General features: G+C 48.5%; 19 protein-coding genes. 10 read left to right on the forward strand and 9 right to left on the reverse strand.

Features of this window, described 5'->3' with window-relative positions; all coding sequences use genetic code 11:
* Nucleotides 1–47: 47 nt before the first annotated feature.
* Entirely contained in the window at nucleotides 48–803 is a 756-nt protein-coding gene (locus IC230_RS12120; protein ID WP_191039233.1) for a carboxypeptidase-like regulatory domain-containing protein, read from the forward strand.
* 17 nt (nucleotides 804–820) lie between these two features.
* Here the strand turns inward: IC230_RS12120 and IC230_RS12125 are convergent, their stop codons facing one another.
* The 4 genes from IC230_RS12125 to IC230_RS12140 all read right to left on the reverse strand — a co-directional run bounded on the left by IC230_RS12125 (nucleotide 821) and on the right by IC230_RS12140 (nucleotide 4,857).
* On the reverse strand, nucleotides 821–1,810 hold the full coding sequence (locus tag IC230_RS12125; protein WP_223860600.1) for a YihY/virulence factor BrkB family protein: 990 nt from the start codon (nucleotides 1,808–1,810) through the stop codon (nucleotides 821–823).
* A 259-nt stretch (nucleotides 1,811–2,069) separates the two neighbouring features.
* Nucleotides 2,070–3,014, reverse strand: coding sequence for a hypothetical protein (locus tag IC230_RS12130; protein ID WP_191039235.1), 945 nt, complete (start codon nucleotides 3,012–3,014; stop codon nucleotides 2,070–2,072).
* A gap of 110 nt (nucleotides 3,015–3,124) precedes the next feature.
* The gene (locus IC230_RS12135) at nucleotides 3,125–4,132 is read right to left on the reverse strand and encodes a c-type cytochrome (RefSeq protein ID WP_191039236.1); all 1,008 of its coding nucleotides are present in this window, start codon (nucleotides 4,130–4,132) and stop codon (nucleotides 3,125–3,127) included.
* 224 nt (nucleotides 4,133–4,356) lie between these two features.
* Nucleotides 4,357–4,857 (reverse strand): hypothetical protein, encoded by a 501-nt coding sequence (locus IC230_RS12140; protein ID WP_191039237.1) that lies wholly within the window; start codon nucleotides 4,855–4,857, stop codon nucleotides 4,357–4,359.
* 353 nt (nucleotides 4,858–5,210) lie between these two features.
* Here IC230_RS12140 and IC230_RS12145 point away from each other — a divergent pair, with 353 nt between their 5' ends.
* From IC230_RS12145 to IC230_RS12155, 3 genes are read left to right on the forward strand one after another with little or no spacing between them, the layout of a single operon-like run.
* The gene (locus IC230_RS12145; protein WP_191039238.1) at nucleotides 5,211–5,549 is read left to right on the forward strand and encodes a PadR family transcriptional regulator; all 339 of its coding nucleotides are present in this window, start codon (nucleotides 5,211–5,213) and stop codon (nucleotides 5,547–5,549) included.
* A gap of 12 nt (nucleotides 5,550–5,561) precedes the next feature.
* Nucleotides 5,562–8,225: an ABC transporter permease gene (locus tag IC230_RS12150; protein WP_223860601.1), complete on the forward strand. Its 2,664-nt coding sequence runs from the start codon at nucleotides 5,562–5,564 to the stop codon at nucleotides 8,223–8,225.
* A gap of 11 nt (nucleotides 8,226–8,236) precedes the next feature.
* Entirely contained in the window at nucleotides 8,237–10,912 is a 2,676-nt protein-coding gene (locus IC230_RS12155; protein ID WP_223860602.1) for an ABC transporter permease, read from the forward strand.
* A 365-nt stretch (nucleotides 10,913–11,277) separates the two neighbouring features.
* Here IC230_RS12155 and IC230_RS12160 read toward each other — a convergent pair whose 3' ends face one another.
* Together IC230_RS12160 and IC230_RS12165 are read right to left on the reverse strand one after the other, a co-directional pair.
* On the reverse strand, nucleotides 11,278–11,610 hold the full coding sequence (locus IC230_RS12160) for a type II toxin-antitoxin system RelE/ParE family toxin (protein ID WP_191039239.1): 333 nt from the start codon (nucleotides 11,608–11,610) through the stop codon (nucleotides 11,278–11,280).
* Nucleotides 11,600–11,833, reverse strand: a complete 234-nt coding sequence (locus tag IC230_RS12165; RefSeq protein ID WP_191039240.1) for a hypothetical protein — start codon at nucleotides 11,831–11,833, stop codon at nucleotides 11,600–11,602. The genes IC230_RS12160 and IC230_RS12165 overlap by 11 nt, the downstream gene beginning before the upstream one ends.
* Nucleotides 11,834–12,434: 601 nt before the next feature.
* On the opposite strand from IC230_RS12165, the gene IC230_RS12170 reads away from it, so the two are divergent.
* Complete coding sequence (locus IC230_RS12170; RefSeq protein ID WP_191039241.1) at nucleotides 12,435–12,965, forward strand: ankyrin repeat domain-containing protein; 531 nt, start codon at nucleotides 12,435–12,437, stop codon at nucleotides 12,963–12,965.
* A 108-nt stretch (nucleotides 12,966–13,073) separates the two neighbouring features.
* On the forward strand, nucleotides 13,074–13,244 hold the full coding sequence (locus IC230_RS12175) for a hypothetical protein (RefSeq protein WP_191039242.1): 171 nt from the start codon (nucleotides 13,074–13,076) through the stop codon (nucleotides 13,242–13,244).
* A 175-nt stretch (nucleotides 13,245–13,419) separates the two neighbouring features.
* Here the strand turns inward: IC230_RS12175 and IC230_RS12180 are convergent, their stop codons facing one another.
* Nucleotides 13,420–14,055: a dioxygenase family protein gene (locus IC230_RS12180; RefSeq protein ID WP_191039243.1), complete on the reverse strand. Its 636-nt coding sequence runs from the start codon at nucleotides 14,053–14,055 to the stop codon at nucleotides 13,420–13,422.
* A 214-nt stretch (nucleotides 14,056–14,269) separates the two neighbouring features.
* On the opposite strand from IC230_RS12180, the gene IC230_RS12185 reads away from it, so the two are divergent.
* From IC230_RS12185 to IC230_RS12195, 3 genes are all read left to right on the forward strand, one after another.
* On the forward strand, nucleotides 14,270–15,388 hold the full coding sequence (locus IC230_RS12185) for a sensor histidine kinase (protein WP_191039244.1): 1,119 nt from the start codon (nucleotides 14,270–14,272) through the stop codon (nucleotides 15,386–15,388).
* A gap of 5 nt (nucleotides 15,389–15,393) precedes the next feature.
* A complete protein-coding gene (locus IC230_RS34625; RefSeq protein WP_317171787.1) occupies nucleotides 15,394–16,122 on the forward strand; it encodes a LytR/AlgR family response regulator transcription factor in 729 nt (242 codons plus the stop codon).
* 182 nt (nucleotides 16,123–16,304) lie between these two features.
* Nucleotides 16,305–17,345, forward strand: coding sequence for a sialidase family protein (locus tag IC230_RS12195; RefSeq protein WP_191039245.1), 1,041 nt, complete (start codon nucleotides 16,305–16,307; stop codon nucleotides 17,343–17,345).
* A gap of 6 nt (nucleotides 17,346–17,351) precedes the next feature.
* Here the strand turns inward: IC230_RS12195 and IC230_RS12200 are convergent, their stop codons facing one another.
* The gene (locus IC230_RS12200) at nucleotides 17,352–18,740 is read right to left on the reverse strand and encodes a TolC family protein (protein WP_191039246.1); all 1,389 of its coding nucleotides are present in this window, start codon (nucleotides 18,738–18,740) and stop codon (nucleotides 17,352–17,354) included.
* A gap of 103 nt (nucleotides 18,741–18,843) precedes the next feature.
* Here IC230_RS12200 and IC230_RS12205 point away from each other — a divergent pair, with 103 nt between their 5' ends.
* Nucleotides 18,844–20,490, forward strand: coding sequence for an amidohydrolase (locus IC230_RS12205; protein ID WP_191039247.1), 1,647 nt, complete (start codon nucleotides 18,844–18,846; stop codon nucleotides 20,488–20,490).
* Here the strand turns inward: IC230_RS12205 and IC230_RS12210 are convergent.
* Entirely contained in the window at nucleotides 20,487–20,951 is a 465-nt protein-coding gene (locus IC230_RS12210) for a 3-oxoacyl-ACP synthase (RefSeq protein ID WP_191039248.1), read from the reverse strand. The two genes, IC230_RS12205 and IC230_RS12210, sit on opposite strands and share 4 nt — an antisense overlap.

Genomic DNA, 20,951 nt, shown 5'->3' on the forward strand with positions numbered 1-20,951 from the left:
GCGACTCTTAACCGGGATCGCTCTTAAATAGGAATTTAGACTTGACCATGCATAAAATCCTCGCAATCGCTTGTTGGATTAGTTTAGTAGGGCTATGCTTCTTAGTATCCTGCAATCAGAAATCAGATGAAACGCCTGCTCCAGCTGGTGGCCTGCTCTCGGGAACCGTTCAACTCTGGGACGATAAAACAAATACACTGACGGATAACAGTAGCGTAACGGTTACGGTCGATGATTTGACCAATACCATCGCGGTAACTGACGCCACGGGTAAATATTCATTCGCAAATCTGCCCTACGATTTGCACGATCTCACGTTTACGAAGGCCGGATATGGGACATACAAGCTTTACGGCGTGTCGCACAGCAGCAACGCAAGCGGCACTACGTTGCCGGCGGTGCAATTAGGTAAAGTGGCTACTACGTCTGTTACGTCGCTTACCGTATCGGGTAATACATACAATGGGAGTCCAGGCGTGAGTGTTTTGTACTCCGTGACTCCAACGCCTACAAGCACAAACAGAGGGTACGTCCGGTATTTTTTAAGTACCGATGCCGGAGTTTCCAACATGAAATATACGTATGCGTCACCCGTTTTGTCGGTACTGAACAATAACACAACCGGCGGATTCACCAGGGAAGATCTTCTGACGGCAGGTTTTAAGAGTGGACAAACGATTTACATTCGCTTGTATGGCGAATCGGTTCAGAGCAACAGCTATGCAGATCCTAACGTCGGCGTTCGCGTGTTTCCCAACATCAACACGAGCACAGTAGCGGCTGTCTCTTTCGTTTTACCGTAAGCAAGTTTATACGCCGATTACTTTTTCGCTGCTTCTACCTTCTGGGCCGTTGGTATGGTTGCTACGTCGCGTTCGCGTTCGGTTTGCTCGACGTATACGGCGTAATCGGCGGGCTCGATTTTGACGCCGAAATGATTGGCATAGGCCAGTGTGAATTCCGCACCGAAATACAAAATAGCCGATGTATAATAAATCCAGGTCAGGATAACGATCATCGATCCGGCGGCTCCGTACGTCGAGCTTGTACCAGTCGTTTCGATATAAAGACCAATGAGGTAACGGCCAAGCATAAAGAGTAGAGCCGTAAAGAAAGCGCCCCAGCGAACGTCTTTCCAGCTAATTTTGGCGTCGGGCAATACCTTGAAAATGACCGCAAAAAGAATCGTGATCACCACTGTGCTGACAGTAAAATTCAGGGCACTTACTACATAGACGCCCAACCCAGGTAAGAAACGGGACAATTGATCGCTCAAGGCTAGTACTATACCGTTCACAATAAACGTGACCAGCAATAGAAAGCCCAAGCTAACGATTAACGAAGACGACAGCAGCCGGTCTTTAAGCAGTTTTAACCAGCCGCGTTTCGGTTTGGCTTTGACCCGCCAGATCAGATTGACCGAATCCTGAATTTCGACGAAAATACTGGTCGCACCAATAACCAGCGTAACGATGCCTATAGCCAGAGCGGTATTGGTTTTGCCCGACAACCCGACACTCTTGATCATATCCTGAATCTGCTTAGCCGACTCATTACCGACCAGGCCATTGATCTGATCAAATATTTGCCCCCTGATCGCTTCTTCACCCAGGAAGATACCAGCCAGCGCCATAACCAAGACCAATAGTGGAGCCAGCGAAAAAATCGTATAGTAGGCTAAAGCAGCACTTAGCTTCAGACAACGATCATCCATAAAGCCATTAAAGGCGTCTTTCAGAACGGTTAAGGCATTGGCAAAAAAGCCCTGTTGGTCGGCCGACTTCTTCGGATCAGCAGTTTTCGTTTTCATAGGTATCGAATCTGCGAATAGTTTATCGTATAATCGTGCCATCAGATCTGTTGTTAGTCTATTTATCACAATAGCCGAAGCTGCCTGCCAAACTGTTGCTACAGTCCGACAAGCAGCTTCAGCTACTGTGATAACCAAAACAAAGCCCAGTTGTTACCTAAAAATGGTCATTAATAAGCATTGGTGATCATTCATTGCAATATATTAATTATGCTTGTTTAACCGTAATGACTACCGAATGACCACCAATGACCGCTGCTTATTTAGACAAATCAGTGAGCCACTGTCTGGCGAATAGTTGCGCTTCGGCAACAGGCTCTTTGCCAAGCCGGTAGAGGAATTTCCATTCGGCACACTTACGCTCGTAGACCGGATTTGCAAAGGCCTGCTTACGGCCCATCGGCACTAACCGGGCGTCAAAATCAACGGATTCGCTCAGGGCAATAAAATCCTGTAGGCGTTTCTTTAGCAGCGGCTTAAAATCAGCGTGAGCGTCGAATTCGGCTTTCTTCTTTCGTTCCTCCGCCAAACGCCCCTTGTCCAGTTCGGGGGACGTAACAGACTCATTTGCTTTTGCCTGCATCTGCTGTTTTAGCGAAGCTAGATATTGTTTCTTAAACTCCGCCGGGGCCAGAGCCAGCATCTTTTTAAGACTCGCCACGCGCTGCGCCTGCATCGTCCGTTCGCTACCTTCCAGTGAAGCAAGTTCCTCTTCCTGCTGCGCTATTTGCGACTGAGCCGCCATTTTTAGCATTGCAGGGTCCATTTGGGAAAAGCCCTGATCCATAGCGGCCATCTGAGCACCCATCTGGCTTTTCATCGCTGATTTCTCCGCTTCATTTTCCTGCTTCTTTTGGGCTATACCTTCTGCCGTGTAAGTCTCGTCGTACGGATACGTAGCGCGCAAATCCTGTCGCCACTCATTTCTGAATACCGACGACTCAATGTAAGCCCGAACCGTTTTGCCCAGGGCACGTACTGTTGTTGCGCGAGAACCTTCCGGAATACGCTGCGCCACCTGACGCATGGCGCTTGTTGCGTTGAAGAAAAACCATTTCTCTTCTTTCAAATTCAGCAGAACATCATGCCGAAGTTTAGGCATCTCAAGGCCAAGCTCGGTCGTTACGTCGCCGGGATTGGCAGCCATTAACCAAAAGCTGGCACCAATGAGCGTTAGTGTGGATAATTGTTTAAATGAGTTCATGGTGTTGATAAAAAAGAGGAAGGGGTATTGATGATGCACAAAGTTGCCTGATCATTGACTGTTGGGAAATAGCAACTGTCGCCAACTGATAGAAACGGCGTATAAACTGATTATTTTGCGGCAATAGCCTGGCTCGTCGAGGCTTGCGCGGTAAACGTTTCGACCTTGTTATGAACCGGTTTTATCGTTTTCAGGTACGTATAAATGGCACCCAGATCCGTTTCATTCATACCTGCATACATCGTCCAGGGCATAAGCGTCTGTTTCTGACCCGGCTTCACAGCGTGAGGGACGTAACCTTTAGCTGGGTCGTGCGCCTTAAATCGGGCAATGAAGGCTTCTTTCGTCCAGCGACCAAGTCCCGTTTCGCTATCGGAGGTTATGTTAGCCGAACGTATCATCGCACCCGGCATGGCAAACTCACTACCCCCGGCAAATTCCATTCCCGCTACGGGCTCACCTTTATCCCGCTTCGTATGGCAATCGGAACACGCTGCTACAGTAACTAAATACTTGCCGTAGGCCAGCGCATCCGTTGTATCGGGACGAGTCTGGAAATCAGGTTTCTGTGGAATCGTATTCAGGATGAAATTCATTGGAAACTCAGCCTCCGAGGCCGGTATGTCGTTTTTAATGGGCTGCAACGTCCGGACGTAAGCGATAATCGATTTTACATCCTCAACATCCATGTGACCATAGGCCGGATGAGGCATAACGGGGAAAAGCGCATGTCCATCCCGGCTAACGCCCGACGTAATGGCCCGGAATACTTCGCCATCTGTCCAGTTGCCAATACCAGCGGGTGTAATGTTGCGGGAATAAAACGTACCGGGAAAACCCATTTCGGGACCAAATCGATCACCACCTTTGCCTAACGTGCTGGCTATCGGTGGGCCTGCAAAACGGCTCCAGTCGCGAGTGCTGTGGCAGTCCATACAGGCATTAACGTGATTTGCCAAGTAACGACCGCGTTCAATCTGGGCGGCTGTCGCCCTAATTTTTAGATTCGGCGCTTCACCTACGTTCGGTAAACCAAACTTAACAAAGGTCAACAGCCCGGCTACGCAAACCAGTATAACTGCCAGACCGATACCAATGATGCGAACTACTTTTTTCATGCTTTTGTGTGTGAAATTAAATTTGGAGAAACGCCCATTCGCCCACGAACTGGTAAAAAGCACGTAGCTTCAGTGAGGGCAGGTTCCTAAACCTGCCCAGTGAGGTTTCTCAAAACCGAGCGATTCCCAATAATTCGGTTTTGAGAAACCTCATCGAATCAGGTTTAAGAGCCTGACTCCACCACATACGTCTGTCATTTAGCCATTCGTCGCGGTTAGTCAACCTATACTGATTTCCAGGTCGTAATAGTTTTGTAAGACTGCGTCGGTTCAGTAACCGATATTTCTACTTTCAGGCTATTGCCTGATGCTTCCAGCACTTTCCATTCCGATACGTCGGTTGCGTCGTTGTCTTTCACGATACGTATCGTTTTGGTTGACGGATCGTATGTCCAGTGGCTGGGTTTGATAGAGGGGGCTACTTCATTGGCCGAGCAGGAAAGCGGACCATTGCTGCCAGACATTACTCCACCTTTTTCGAACGTAACGGTATTGTCTTTGTCACAGTCCCGCAGGAAGATTGTCAGATCGGTGTCCAGCTTTCCATCGGCGTCCAGGTCTATAGCCGGATTAACCTGGAAGGAAGTCATTGTTAGATTTTTGCCAATAAAAGCTGGCGTATTGTTACTGGCCTCAGCTTTAACCGGTACGTTGGCTTTGTTATAGGCTGAGGCTAGCAGCAACGTGGCCGCAGCGACCAGCAATAGGGTATTGAAACGGTTCATTAGTATCGTTGTTTCTGGTTGTGGATAGGTAATCTTGCGTCGTTTAGCGATTCAAAGTTGGCGCATCAAAACCGTTGGCCATATCCCCTATTGGACCAACCGGAAAAAGTAGCTCATGAACTGGTAGATAGCTGTAATAAAGTGTCTGAGCAGTACGGACCACGCAAACCACTAGGCTTATTCTTTGTCGGTCAGCCCATTCGAAATCGTACAGTACCGGACAGATACTGTACGATTCTGGACAGTTCGCTCCTGTCGGATAGCGCTAGAATCGCCAATTGAGGGCTTTTTTATTTTTGGCAAGAGATTTGTTTTGCAAAATTATAACTAATCATTTCAACGGATCATCAGCCATGCGAAGGGCTTTTTTAGGGGAGTTTGAGGAGATCGTTTTACTAGTTGTGGCAGCTTGTCCGGCCGAAGCGTACGGGGTTACGATCTGGGAAGATGTGCAGCAACAAACCGGCCGTTCGATCACGATGAGTGCCGTTCATGCTACGTTGTATCGGCTCGAAGAGAAAGGGTATTTATCCTCAACCATGGGCGGAGCCACAGCCGAACGGGGTGGCCGACGCAAGCGATTTTTCACCCTGACGGCTTTGGGCGTCCGGGCGTTAAACGATATTCAGGAAATGCGCAGCCGTCTTTGGCAGGCTATTCCACCGGGAAAATTTCAGTTGATGGGTTTTTAAACGACGCCACGTATGAAAACTACACCCAAAACTGGTAGTCCACCCCGCTGGGCCGACTGGCTCCTGGAAACCTGCCTGGCTCCACGCCTGCTGGAAGACGTACAGGGCGATTTGCACGAAGTGTTCCATAAACGCGTCCGCGAGGTAGGTTTAGCTAAAGCCCGGCGAGAATATACCTGGGCGGTTCTGCATTACCTGAGTCCGTTTTTTTTCAAGCCGCTCCGACGTATCGGAAACGAAGCCGCGTATCCATCTCCATCCTTGCTGAATACCATCATGTTACGAAACTATCTGACAATTTCCTGGCGAAACCTGATTCGCAATCGGCTTTATAGTCTGCTCAATATTGGCGGGTTAGCCTTGGGGATGGCCTGTTGCCTGCTGATCGCACTCTACGTTTATGACGAGTGGAGTTTTGATCGTTTTCAGGCTGGCTATGACCAGATCTACCGCCTGACGGAACAGCAGAAGCAGGCTGACGGCATTTTCGATGTGGCGGTTACGCCCGGTCCGCTCGCTCCCGCGCTCACCAAGGATTTCCCCGAAGTAGCGCAAACAACGCGCATTGGTCGCTGGTCGGGCGTATTGACGAAAGGGCGACAAGCGGTCGAAGCGCAGGAAATGTTGATTGTTGATCCTTCCTTTTTTAGTCTATTCAGCTTTCCACTTGTCAAAGGGAATGCGAATACGGTGTTTCGTGGTCCCAACGAAGTCATTTTTTCGGAAAACATGGCCGAACGATTCTTTGGGACAGACTGGGCCCGAAAGAATGTAGTCGGGCAGTTGGTTCAGCTCAATACGCAACAAACTATGAAGCTTGTTGGTATAGCCCGCAACCCGCCGACTCGCTCCCACATTCAGTTCGACGTACTGCTTCCTTTCGAGTGGCTGGTCGTGAACGATAAGTGGAGTCAGAAATGGAACAGTAACAACTTTCATACCTACATACAGCTACGCTCCGACCCGGCAGATGTCTCCGACATCGCCAGTACGTTTGGGGATAAGATCAAGAACCGGTTGAAACAGTACAATGGAGACAAAGACACCCAACTGCTTCTGCAACCGATGTCGGCCATTTACCTGCGCTCAAACTTTGCGTTTGCAACCGACTGGGGCAGACGTAGTGATATTGCCTACGTTCGCATTTTCGTGGCGGTCGGGCTGATTGTGTTGCTCATTGCAGTTATCAACTTCATCAATCTTGCCACAGCGCGGGCATCCCGGCGAGCCAAAGAAGTGGGTGTGCGCAAAACGGTGGGGGCGCAACGAGTCAGTTTGGTGGGCCAATTCTTAAGTGAATCCTTACTGATGACAGGACTGGCTATTTTGGTGGCACTTCTACTGGCTGAACTATTTCTGCCGCTCTTCAACGACATCGCGGGAAAAACCCTTCAAATTCCGTATCAACTCCCTCTGTTCTGGCTAACATTGATAGGCTTAACTGGCGTAGTGAGTCTGTTAACGGGTCTATATCCGGCCTTTTTCCTGTCGTCGTTCCGACCCGCCATCGTCCTGAAAGGCGTCTTCAACGTTCGGCAGGGTCGTAGTTTTCGGCAGTCGCTGGTGGTGGGTCAGTTTGTGCTGTCTATTGTTATGCTTATCGGTACAGCGGTAATTTACAGGCAGTTGACGTATATGCAAACCGCCAAATTAGGGTTCGACAAAGCCCAGTTGCTATACGTTCGGCTTAAAGGCGACCTTCAGAGCAAGGCGTGGCAATTCAAAAGCCAGGTGGAGCAACTTCCAGGCGTAGCACTGGCCTCCGGCGCTACCAGTAACTTGGTCGATATTTTAAACTCAGGAGGGATAGAGTGGGAAGGTCAGGCATCAAACGATGAATTTCTGATAACAAACATGAATATTGATCCTGATTTTGTGTCAACAACGGGCATGAGGATGGCTGCTGGACGAAATTTTTCGGCGCGAATCCCGTCCGATACGTCGTCAAAACTAGGCGCGTATATGATCAACGAAACAGCGGCAAAACGGATGGGCTGGACACCTACCACCGCGCTGGGAAAGCGGCTCAAACACTGGGGGCAGGAAGGTCAGATAATTGGCGTATTGAAAGATTTCCATTTTCGACCGCTTCGCGTTGCTATTGATCCCTTCCTTTTCCGCTACCAGCCGACGAATCCGTACTTCACTTTGTTAGTCAAAACCAAACCGGGTACGGTATCGCGCACCCTGTCTGAACTGACAACGATTTATAAAAAGTTAGAACCCGCCAACCCACTTAGCTACGGGTTTGTCGATCAGGACCTGGATGCACAATACCGGTCTGAGCAACGCGTGGGACGTATCATTCTCTATTTTTCGGCGCTAACGATTCTAATTGCCTGCCTTGGCCTGTTCGGTCTGGCTACGTTTACCGCTGAACAACGGACCAAAGAGATTGGCGTGCGCAAAGTGCTGGGTGCTTCCGTAGCGGGCATTGTTGCGCTGTTGTCAAAAGATTTCCTGAAACTGGTTCTGATCGCTATCCTGCTCGCGTCGCCTATCGCCTGGTACGCTATGGATCGCTGGTTGCAGGATTTTGCGTACAAAATTGGCCTCGACTGGTGGGTGTTCGTCGTAGCGGGACTGCTGGCAATTGGTATTGCCTTGCTAACCGTCTCTTTTCAAAGCATTAAAGCGGCATTGGTAAATCCGGCGAACAGCCTGCGGAGCGAATAACCACGACGGCGATGAAACCTCAATCTAAAAACAACGACGATGCAATGTCCCTGCCACCCCGCTGGGCCGACTGGCTGCTGGAAACCTGTCTGACTCCTCGCTTGCTGGAAGACGTACAGGGGGATTTGCACGAAGTGTTTTATAAACGCGTCAACGAAGTCGGCGTTGCTAAAGCGCGTCGGGAGTTTGGCTGGGCCGTGCTGCATTACCTACGTCCGTACTTCGTCAAGTCGCTTCAACGTACTGATAAATTAACCGAATCCGAATATCCATCTCCGGAATGCCGGACCACATTCTTATTAACGCCTGCTATGCTACGTAACTACATCAAAATTGCCTGGCGAAACATCGCCCATAACAAATCGTTTTCGACCATCAACATTCTGGGGCTTGCGCTGGGAATGGCTTGTAGCCTACTGATTGGTCTTTGGATTCAGGATGAATTCAGCGTGGATGCGTATCATGCCAACGGGCCACAGCTTTATAAGGTCATGGAGCGCCAGTTTTACGACGGTAAAGTTGACGCTGGCGACGGAACCCCCGCGTTACTGGCCGACGAATTGAAAAAAGAGTTTCCTGAGATTGCCTATGCCGCTACCCTTTCGTGGGAAGAGGACCGTACGTTTTCGGTGGGCGATAAACTGAACAAGGAGAAAGGGCGAGCGGTCGGGTCCGACTGGTTCAAGATGTTCAGTGTTCCCTTATTAGCTGGTACAGCCGAAACAGCCCTGAACGCACCGACGAAGATTGCCATCTCGCGCAAACTGGCACAAAATTACTTTGGTAGTCCACAATTGGCTTTGGGTAAGAGCATTCGAATTGGCGGCAAAGACGATTATCAGGTCAGCGCTGTTTTTGAGGACGTACCGGCGAATAGCTCGGAAACTTACGATTATTTACTGAGCTGGCAGGATTTGCTGAAACGGAACGAATGGCTGAAAGATTGGGGAACGAACGCTCTCCAGACACGCATCATGCTCCATAATGACCGCAATGGTGTACCAGCCGATCCGGGGCGTCTGGAAGCAAAAATGAAGTCGTTTCTGAAAAGCAGGAATCCGGGAATGGCGAAGAAAGGGTTAGATATTCAGCTTTTTCTGCAACCGTACCAGGATGCGTATCTGTACTCCAATTTTAAGAGCGGGTATCAGGATGGAGGACGTATCGAATACGTGCGGCTGTTCGGCATCGTAGCGGTATTTATTCTGCTGATTGCCTGCATCAATTTTATGAATCTGGCGACGGCCCGTTCCGTCAAACGAGCTCGCGAGGTTGGCGTTCGGAAAGTAGTTGGGGCCGGACGCGGTTTGTTGATCGGGCAATTTGTTGGCGAGGCTATGGTACTGACGTCCATAGCGCTGATCATAGCCATAGTTGTGGTCTGGCTGTTGCTGCCGACTTTCAATAGCCTGACCGATAAACACATTACGTTCCGCTTCACCGACGCTACGTTCTGGCTTATGTTGCTGGGAATGACGCTCATAACGGGTCTGATTTCCGGAAGTTATCCCGCTCTTTTCCTATCATCGCTGAACCCAATTCGGGTGCTGAAAGGCGCTGTTCGCTTTGGCTCAGGTGCCCGACTTTTCCGGCAAGGGCTAGTGGTCTTTCAGTTTGCGTTGTCGATGCTGCTGATCATCGGAACGATCGTTGTTTACCGACAAATCAATTTTATTCAGACCAAAAATCTGGGCTTCGATCGGGACGGAATGCTTTACGTATCCTCTGAAGGTGAACTGGGGCCTAAATACAATACGTTCAAAGACGAGTTGCTACGTATGCCCGGCGTTCAATCCGTAACCAGAATGCAGGGAACGCCCACCAATGGATTTGGCAGCACAGGCAACGTGCAATGGCCGGGTAAAGATCCGTCGACCAGCATCCAGTTTCAATTCTCGACGGTTGACTACGATTTCACGAAGACGTTGAAAGTGAAGGTAAGCGGGCGTGATTTTTCGAAAGATTTTGGTGCAGATTCCGCCAATTTCCTCATTAATGAAACCGCTGCACGACGTATCGGCTACCGCGAACCCATTGGTAAACCATTGACCATGTGGGGTAAACCCGGAACCATCGTTGGGGTTATTGCCGATTATCATCAAAGTTCGATGCACACGCCCATCGAACCATTCATTGCTAAATTAGGCGACGGGCAAATAATCATTGTCCGCACTCAGCCGGGCCAGACGAAACAGGCCCTAGCGAGTCTGGAAACGCTGGCACAGCAAATGAATCCGAAGTTCCCGTTCCAGTACCGGTTTGCCGATGAAGCGTTTCAGACACTGTATCGCAGCGAAACCATTGTCGGGACGCTGGCCAACTACTTCGCGTTTCTGGCCATTTTCATCTCCTGTCTGGGCCTGTTCGGACTGGCTGCTTTTATGGCCGAACAACGTACCAAAGAAATTGGTGTTCGCAAGGTTTTGGGAGCATCGGTGACCAGTGTTGTTACGTTGCTTTCGCAGGATTTTCTCAAGCTGGTGTTCGTGGCCATTGTTATCTCGTCGCCCGTTGCGTGGTACGCGATGAGTCGCTGGCTGCAGGATTACGCCTATAAAATTGACATCGAATGGTGGGTTTTTGCGCTGTCCGGTTTGTTAGCCATCGCCATCGCGCTGCTGACGATCAGTTTCCAGAGTATAAAAGCCGCCCTGGTCAATCCAGTGAAGAGCCTACGTAGTGAATAATGAGTGGAACGTGGGGCTCAGAGCATGGAGTAGGGAACTGGTGTCAAACCACGACCAGTTGTCAGTTTTACGAAATTGAAGACCGACCGTTAACCGTTGCGTACAGGCTACCAAAGCAGCTTTAGTAAATCCGATTCGTTCACTACGTTCGGAATAGCAGGAGGAACCTATTTCCCTAAAAGAAAGCCAGACGACACGAAGTCACCTGGCTTTTTTTAGTTCACTCGCCAGAACAGTTAAGATTAACAATCAGGTGCTTTTCACAGCATCCCCGTCTGGAAGCAAATTACACAGACTATAACTAGCGATGGAGACGATTGTTTAAAAAGAGCAAATAGTTTTTCACTTTTTTGATCGAAGCGAATTTAGCTGTCTTCCAATAGCGTCAACAGACTATCCAGTTCATCTTCCGAAACAGTGCTCCGTTCGGCCTTGTCATAGATGAACGAAAGGGTAATTGTTGCATTGACAAGCTTAACATACGTAATCACTCTAGCACCCCCCGCTTTCCCAGTACGCTTTGATGTGATTTTGAGCCGTACTTTATAAAAATTGCTGCCCAACGATTTGCCGAGCGTGGGGTTAGCCAGTAACTCTTCGGCTAATTGGGCTAAGTCTGCTTTAATGGATGGGTATTTCCTGGCCAATCTTTTCAACTGCTTGTCAAAGACAGACAAGGTAAGAATGCTATAGCTCATTAAGCAGATCAGCTAAGGGGCGAGCCTGTTTTGCACCCTGTTCTACCGCTTTAAGCTCCTGAATAGCTTCTGTTAACTCGGCAATAAGTTGCTCTTTGGTCGGCTCTTCAACTTCATATTGAGCCAGGTCAGCGTACCGCTTTTTAAGTTCTTTCCAATCCTGCATCGGAATGAAAACACCCGTTGGTTTACCCTGGCTGTCATGGATAACCTGTAGATTCATAGCGTTTGTCTTTCCTCAAATGTAAATGGAAATGGTTGCCTTGTCAAGTACGTCAGAATGGCTTAAAAAGAAAGCCAGACGACGCGAAGTCACCTGGCTTTTTTAGTTCACTCACCAGAACAGCTAAGATTAACAATCAGGTGCCTTTCGCAGCATCCCCGTCTGGAAGCAAATTACACAGACTACAACTAGCAATGGAGACGATTGTTTAGAAAGAGCGAATAGTTTTTCACTTTTTTGCCAAATAAATGATTCTGAACTTCAGACTCGCTCTGGCTGGATACAGATATGGCAAATCAGACGATTTACGTACCGATTCACGTTTTACGAAATGGTGCCGAAAAGCAGGATAAATTGCTTAAATTTTCGAAATACAAAGGGTAGAAACATTGGTGATTTTGCTGGCTTGTCACTCTGTTTTTTCGTATCTTATAACTGATTTCAAATAGCCACAAAACGGCTTAGAGCCAATAGTATACAATTATAATGAACCATGTCCCTGCGAAAATTACTTGTGAACAAATAGTTTAAGGCAATCAAACAGGCCCTCGAGCAGAACCCTGATCTCGCCAATGAAGGCCTTCCTTACGACGACCATAATTTGACAAAAGCGCATCCACTTCGCCGAATCTGCGATGGCGTCTTCAACAAGACCTATTCGGATGAGGAAGCCGTTGAAATGGCTAATCTCCTGCTGGACTATAGTGCTAACGTTGACGGTTACGGGTTGGTGGAAAATCAGGATACACCACTACTGGCTGCAGCCAGTTTACACGTCGAGAAACTAGGGATTTTGTACGTTGATAAGGGCGCTACGATTGACCACCGCGGGGCTAACGGTGCAACGGCTTTGCATTGGGCAGCCTGGACGGGTCAGGATAAGCTGGTGCAACGACTCATTGAAGCCGGTGCCGACGTTCATCAACGGTGCATTGCGTTCAGGGGAACTCCGCTGCTATGGGCCGTTCATGGCCTCAAATACGGCGGTAGCGACAATCAACATCATCAGGCAGAGTGCGTTCGTCTGTTGTTGGAAGCCGGAGCCGACAAAAATATTCCGAATAAAGAAGGCACAAAAGCCATTAAATTTCTGGATGAACAAGATATTGAGATGCGTGAGTTGCTGAGCTAGCAAGGCGTTAAACCTCTTCAATCATAAAAAACATTCCGCTTTTTAAAGGCGGGAATATGGCTGAATCCATTACGTTCAATACGAAGATTCTTAACTTCACCCTAACATATGCGGAAGCGTCTTTCGACGACTGGGTACTACGGCGCTAATCTCACCATTTGTGTCATTGTCCTGAATTTTCTGCGCAATGACGTTCACGACACCATCATTATTACACACGCAGCTCCTGCGCATACAATCTGGCCGTACACAGGCTTACGAAGAGTAGTACGAGGATAAAGCCTTTCATAACCAGTTAAGACGGGTTCCCCGACTTTTGGCTATGTAGCACAGTTGACATCTTTGACAAAGTTTTAAACTTTATCAAAGATCAAATCATAAGGTAAAGTCAGGGCAATAGAAAGTGAGTCCACGCCAACGGGAGGGGCATTAATCCACCAATGCGTAGTCGAGTTTACTGGTTCGTCGGATAGTCTGGAATGTTCTTTCCAAGGTAGATATTCCGCTCAGCTTTGTACATATTTCCGACGTCTTTGAGTTTCAGGATGCCGCTGCCGCCCCGGTTTTCCAGTTTCTGCCGTTTGTTGGTTGTCAGGAGCGAGTCGTCGTCGAAAACGTATTCATCAATGTAATATTCAGTCAAACCCGGTTCTTTTATGGTTACGTGTATGTGCGCTGGTTCGGTGCGATCTGGATAAGGAGCGGGACGTAACGTAACAAATTTGTATTCGCCTTTCTCATTTGTACGCATCCAGCCACGTAACAAACCATGCCGTCTCTCCCAGCCTTTGGCGTCTGCTTTCGCTACGTAATGGCCTGTTTCGTCAGTGTGGTAAACGTAGATAATGACTCCCGGCGCGGGTGTTTTGCCATCGGCTTTATAGACGGTGCCGTTAACCCCCAGCGGTTTTTTGCCTGTCCACGTAGCGTCGGGTAGTTTTGCAAGGGTTTCCAGTTTGTCGAAGGGTAACGGACTTTCGTGAATCGCTTCGCAGCCTTCGCAGGGACCACCTACTTTTTTGTCCTGCCCAGTTATGGGTTGGCTACAGGCGATGGCGATGATAAGCAGAATAAACCATTGGATTTTCATAGCGAGTTGATTGGTTAAGTGTCGTCTGGTTAATGTCTGAACAAAGCAACGAAAGGTACTTTTCAATCAAAAAAATAGTAGACCAACGGCCAGAAAAATAGACGAGTCGCACAGAGAGATTCCCTTCCTCTACTTTTTGGGTCGTTGGTCGATATAATTTTCAGGGCATCTTTCTTTTGCGTTCATTTACATCAGACTACAACTATTTTTTGTGATGGACTTTCTGGACCGACGCATAAAAATTCCGCTTTCTAACCGTACCATTCCGCTTAAATATGCCCTGGTTCATGCCGCCTATTGGACGCTGATTACGGGCTTTTTTCTGTACGAGAAACGCTACCTGATTTATAAAGCGGGTTTGCCGTATTTTGCAGCCTGCGTAATCATCCGCGTTATTCTGCTGATTGGCATTGCGTACCTGAATATTCATTATTTTTTGCCGCGCTATCTGCTGGCAGGGCGATACGTTCGTTACTTCTCGCTGGTTCTTCTGTCTATTCTGGGCTATCTGCTCGTACAGGCATTTTACGATTACATCATTTACGGTTTCGTAATTGCTCCCTTCCGGAATCAGGACTGGATTGAAACCCTGTCGTATAATTTCTTCAGTACGTTGTGGTATCTGGGTCTGATGGTGCCGCTGAAGCTGAGCATCGACTGGTATGAGCAACAGCGAATGCTGCAAAAGATAACGGTGGAGAAATTGCAGGCCGAAGTCAATTTTCTACGCTCGCAGGTAAATCCCCATTTTCTGTTCAATATCCTGAATAATTTGTATGCCCTGACGCTCAAAAAATCCGATCTGGCGCCGGGTATGGTGCTTAAATTATCAGAAATGATGGAGTATATGCTTTACGATAGCGACGATGTTCGGGTGCCGCTCGAAAAGGAGATCAGCTATTTGCAGAACTACATTGAACTGGAAAAAATACGCTGTGGAGACCACTCTGATATTGCTCTGGAAATAACGGGTAGTCCGAACGGGCAGGAAATAGCTCCGCTTTTACTACTTCCACTGGTTGAAAATGCATTCAAACACGGCGTGGGTAAACAGTCAGATAAAGCCTGGCTACACAGTACGCTTAGTCTGGAATCGGCTGCGATGAAAATGACGGTAGAAAACAACAAACCCGTTTCAGATACGAAAGTGACTAAAGGTGGTATTGGACTTTCGAATCTCCGGAAACGCCTGGAATTGCTTTACCCCGGGCGCTACTCACTTCAAACAGAAGATACACTGGATAGGTACAAAGCCGCTCTATATATCTCATTTGCAGAAAGTCGGGTGGGCGATGAGAACTTGGGTTACACGCTGAATCACGTAATCAATTAAGTAACGTGAGTAAACCGATAAGGCTTAAATGCGTCGTGCTTGATGATGAATCGCTGGCTCGCGATGTGTTGATCGGCTATTTGGATCGGTTAGATTTTGTCAGTTCGGTCCGTCAGTTTGGCAATGCTGCTGAAGCCATTACGTATCTGGAAAACCACGAAGCCGACGTACTGTTTCTAGACATTGAAATGCCCGGCATGAATGGCATTGACTTTCTTAAAGCTCTATCTCACCCACCCATTACTGTTTTTACGACGGCATACCGCAATTATGCGTTTGAAGGCTTTGAACTGGGTGTTATCGATTTTTTATTAAAACCGATTGCCTACCCTCGCTTTGTACAGGCTGTCGACAAAATCCGCGACTTCCTAGCGCTAAAAGATCAAAATGCTAATCTCGAAAATGGACCGACAGAAATGCTACCCGAATCGATCGTTGTAAAAAGTGGTGTACAACGTATCAAATTAAATTTTGACGACGTAACGCATATTCAGGGGCTGAAGGATTATGCGATCATTTACACAACAACTGGCAAAATCGTCATTAAAGGGTCCATTAAAGCGATGCAAGATATTTTTCCTAAGAACCAATTCATTCGAGTCCATAAATCCTTTATTGTAGCCGTCTCAAAAGTCAATCGTATTGAACGTAATCGATTACTAATCAGCGGTAATCAGATTCCTATTGGTCGAAATTTTAAAGAAGAGGTTGCACAGATGATAGTAGGACGCTGACGAACTACAGCTAGCCCTTCTCGTCTAAAAAAGTATAACAGCGACCGTTTATGCTTGATAATTATCATTAAGTGGTGCTGATTTATATATTTACCCGTCCAATTTGACCGGCCCGGAGGGGTCAAATTAGACGGGTCATCTTTTCATCGATTGAATTCTTAATCAAGGAGTAAACCGTATTCATGAAAATTACCTTTCTCACATTCATTTCTGTAATCTCTCTAACGATCCAGTCCATTTTCGCGCAGCCCGGCAATCCGGCCGTGCTCAAAAAAGAACTGATTTATGAACAGGCCCCCACTCCGGAATGTCATGCTTCGACCATAGCCGAAACGCCACAGGGATTGGTAACAGCCTGGTTTGGCGGTACGCACGAGCGCCACCCGGACGTAGGCATTTGGGTAAGCCGCCAAACCGCATCAACATGGTCAACGCCAGTAGAAGTGGCAACAGGCGTCCAGCCCGACGGCAAACGATTACCCTGCTGGAATCCAGTTCTATTTCAGCGGCCTGGCGGTGAATTACTTCTGTTCTACAAAGTTGGGCCCAGTCCATCAACCTGGTGGGGGCTGCTGAAACGCTCGACAGACGGCGGTAAAACCTGGTCAGAAGCGGAGCGATTGCCTGACGGAATTTTAGGCCCGATTAAAAACAAACCGGTTCTGTTGTCATCCGGTGTTTTACTATGCCCAACCAGCTCGGAAGATCATAACTGGCGGGTGCATTTCGAACAAACCAGCGATTGGGGAAAAACCTGGCAAAAAACAGCACCCATCAACGAAGGCGTTACCGATGGGGCTATTCAGCCAAGCATTTTATTTCATGCCAATGGGCAGTTACAGGCACTGTGCCGCAGTCAGAAAAGTGGTTTTGTCCTGGAAACCTGGTCGAAGGATAATGGTAAAACCTGGTCGGCGTTGCAGAAAACGTCGCTTCCCAATCCTAACTCCGGCACCGACGCTGTTACGTTGAAAGATGGTCGACAAGTGCTGGTGTATAATCCGACATCACCCGTCAATGGCAAAAGTGGTCCACGAACGCCCTTAGACGTAGCCATTTCTGACGACGGCAAAACCTGGAAAACACTAGCCGTTCTCGAAAACGAACCGGGCGAGTATTCCTATCCAGCCGTCATTCAAACAGCCAATGGCCTTGTGCATGTAACGTATACCTGGAAACGACAGCGTGTTCGACACGTAGTACTCGATCCCAAGAAGTCGTAAACAGGGTTACTGCCCGAGGTCCTGCGTGATGGTACTGCTCAGACGTAGTAATTCGATTTCAGCGGCTTTGGCGTTGTATTCGGCTTCGATCAGGCGGGTTTGCGCATCAATGGCGTTACGTTGCACATTGCGAAATTCCACGAAGTTTGAGTTCCCAATGCGATACCGGTCGTAAGCAATATCGACGTTCTGATTGGCAAGCTGGTTATTTTGAACCTCCAGATTCAACAGTTTCAGGCTGTTCTGGTAGATGTGATAGGTTTGCGCCATCGCTGACTGAAGCTGTAAGCGCTGATCATTTTCCTGGTCTTTAGCGATGATGTTGTTAACCCGGGCGTTTTGAATCTGACGTTTCAGGTTATAACCGTTAAAAATCGGAATAGACGCAACGATGTTATACGTAAGCGCACCGGTGCGTCCTGTTGCAATCCCAAACCCCCCCTGGTTGTCCTGAAACTGATAATTGTAACCTGTTTGGGCCGTGACCAAGGGTAGTTGCAGCGCACTGGCTAACTGGACGTTTAAATCAACCACGTTGCGATTAAGAATAGCCGCAGCCAGTTGAGGGTTATTGGTCGTCAGGGATTGTTGTAGCGGAGCCAGCTGTAAATTCGGGCGGGCAACAATCGTATCGCGGACCGAAAATTCCGTTTGCGGATCACGGACCAGCAACGTATTTAGAATGATTTTCGCGTTTCGCAGGGACTGCTCCTGCGAGAGAAGGGCTGCGCTATCCGTATTGTAATCGACCTGAGCACTTAGGAAATCAACTTTTGAGCGAGTTCCCACTTCGTAGTTCGCCCGAGCCAGATCAAGCCGTTCCCGTGAAATGTCGAGTGCCTGACTGAAGGCAATCAATCGTTGCAGCTGTCGTACTACGTCGTAATAGCTGGTTGCCACACTGGCCATCGTAGCCTCTACGTTTGCCCGGGTATTGACGGTGCTTATCTGGAGCAGTTGCTGAAGCTGCGCGTATAAACTCCGGCGAGCGTATCCATTAAAAACCGTGTAATTTAAATTAATACCGAGATTACTGGTCCGGTTGAAGATCCCACGAGCTTCCTGCGGAGGCCGGATGTTGTCAATGAACGTCTGCCGAAAATTCTGCAGACCGCCGTTTGAGGTTCCATTAAAGGTTAATGAAGGCAAATACCCCGCATTGCCCTTAGTGTAGTTGTTACGGGCAACCTGCTCCTGGGAACGATTGATCTGAATTTGATAATTCTTTTCAATTGACTGACTTATTGCTTGTTGCAGCGTTAATAGTTCGCCCGGCTGCGGCAGCGTGACCATGGTGTATGTACGTTGCTGAGCACGCTGGATGGCATTTTGAGGCTGTTGCGCGAAGGCTTGAGAACTGGCAAAAACGAAAAGAATCCAATACAGGAGTTTCATTGACGAGAGAGAAATAACGACAGATTGGACAAAAATAAGAGAATCTGCAATTCAATAGGCCTGTTAACTTTCTCTTATCTTGCAGACTTTCTCTTTAATGACTATGAAATACGTATTCCTGCTCCTGTCTACTCTATTAATTGCATTATCGGGTTGTTCATCGAAGAAAAAAGCCGATCTGCTCGTCACCAATGCGCGGGTATATACAGCCGATTCCTCGTTCTCAACCGCCGACGCATTTGTTATTAAAGACGGAAAATTTCTGGCAGTCGGATCGACTCAAAATCTGACGGATCAATATGAAGCGGCCAGCAAAGTCGACTTGGGTGGTCAACCGGTTTATCCAGGTTTCTACGACCCTCATTCGCATTTTCTGGGTTTAGGGCAGGTACTCGATCAGGCGGATCTGGTTGGCGCAACTTCATACGATGAGGTCATTGAACGACTTAAAACGTTTTACCAAAGCCATCCGAAGGTATTGTGGCTTACGGGGCGAGGCTGGGATCAGAATGACTGGCCCGAAAAAGTCTTTCCAACGAAAGAAAAATTAGATGCTGCATTCCCGAACGTACCGGTAGCGCTGATGCGGGTAGATGGGCATGCACTACTGGTTAATTCAAAGGCATTGCGGCTAGCTAGCATAACGTCAGGCTCGACACTTCCGGGTGGTGAGGTTGTACTAGAAAATAATCAGCCTACGGGCGTACTGGTCGATAACGCGATGATGCTCATAAAACGGGTCATTCCCCAACCCGACAACGCCGATAAGGCACGCATGTTGCTGAATGCCGAGAAGGCCTGCACTGCATTGGGTTTGACAACGATATCAGATGCAGGTATCAGCCCCGACGAAATTAATCTGATTGACAGTTTACAACGTACTGGCAAACTCAAGATTCGTGATTATGCCATGATCAGTCTTGGTGAGCCCAACATAAATTATTTCCTCAAGCGCGGCCCGTTCCAAACGGATCGGCTAACCGTCCGTTCCTTCAAACTGTATGCCGATGGCGCGCTCGGTTCGCGAGGTGCCTGCTTACGTCGACCCTACAGTGACCGACCTGAAACAGGTGGCTTTTTGCTGCTAAGCCCGGCCGAATTGGAGCGCGTAACAAAATTACTGTATGCCTCGAAGTTTCAGGCGAACACGCACTGCATTGGCGATTCCGCCAACCACCTGATGCTCGATCTATATGGTAAATTGCTGAAAGGGAAAAACGACCGTCGGTGGCGTATCGAACATGCGCAGGTCGTCTCGCCGGAAGATGTCTGGAAATTTGGGAAATATTCGATTATTCCATCCGTACAACCGACTCACGCTACGTCGGATATGTACTGGGCAACGGATCGATTGGGGCCAATTCGAGTAAAAGGTGCTTATGCATTCAAAGACCTGATGAAACAAAACGCCGAAGCGTCGGGCGGACTAATTGCTTTTGGCAGCGATTTTCCGGTAGAAGCGGTCAATCCCTTGTTTGGCTTTCATGCGGCCGTAGCCCGGCAGGATGCTAAGAACTTCCCGGCAGGTGGTTATCAGATGGAAAACGCCGTCGACCGAAAGTCGGCCCTATTGGCGATGACACGCTGGGCGGCTTACGCAAATTTTGAAGACAAGCTGCGGGGTTGCATCGCACCCGGTAAACAGGCTGACTTTGTGATCCTCGACCGCGACATCATGACCGTTCCGAATGAGCAGTTACGGTCAACGAAAGTGCGTCAGACCTGGATTGGTGGCGAGCGGGTGTATTAGATTATCTCTACTAATTGGTAAGCCAGTTTGTTAAACGTAGCGACCTCACCGGTTTTCCGACCCGACAACGCTGTGGCAATGGGTGATGCTGGAGAAATTGCAAAATAATCAGTCCCGTTCACCGTCAATTTGCCCGCGCTGATGCTGATGAAAAAGCTGCCCCGATTTGTGGTTACCAAGCTACCGGGCTGAACTGTGTCATACGATTTGTCGATGTTCAATCGACCTAAATCCTGACTCAGCTTCAGGGCTTCGGCCAGCAGTTGAGCATTTCGGTCACGTTCAAGTTGAGCCATCGCCCGACCCGTTTCATATTTGTCCCCTGCGCTGCTTTTCGACTCGGAATTAGCGGCTTCCTGCGCGGCTTCCATTGCCTGGCGAGCCGTGTCGATACGTTGCTGCACGTAGGTCTGACAGCGTTCGAAAAGAGCTGCCTTTGTTTGTTGGTCTGTACTTGTCAC

This window comes from Spirosoma validum (assembly GCF_014699035.1).
In the GTDB taxonomy this organism is placed as follows: domain Bacteria; phylum Bacteroidota; class Bacteroidia; order Cytophagales; family Spirosomataceae; genus Spirosoma; species Spirosoma validum.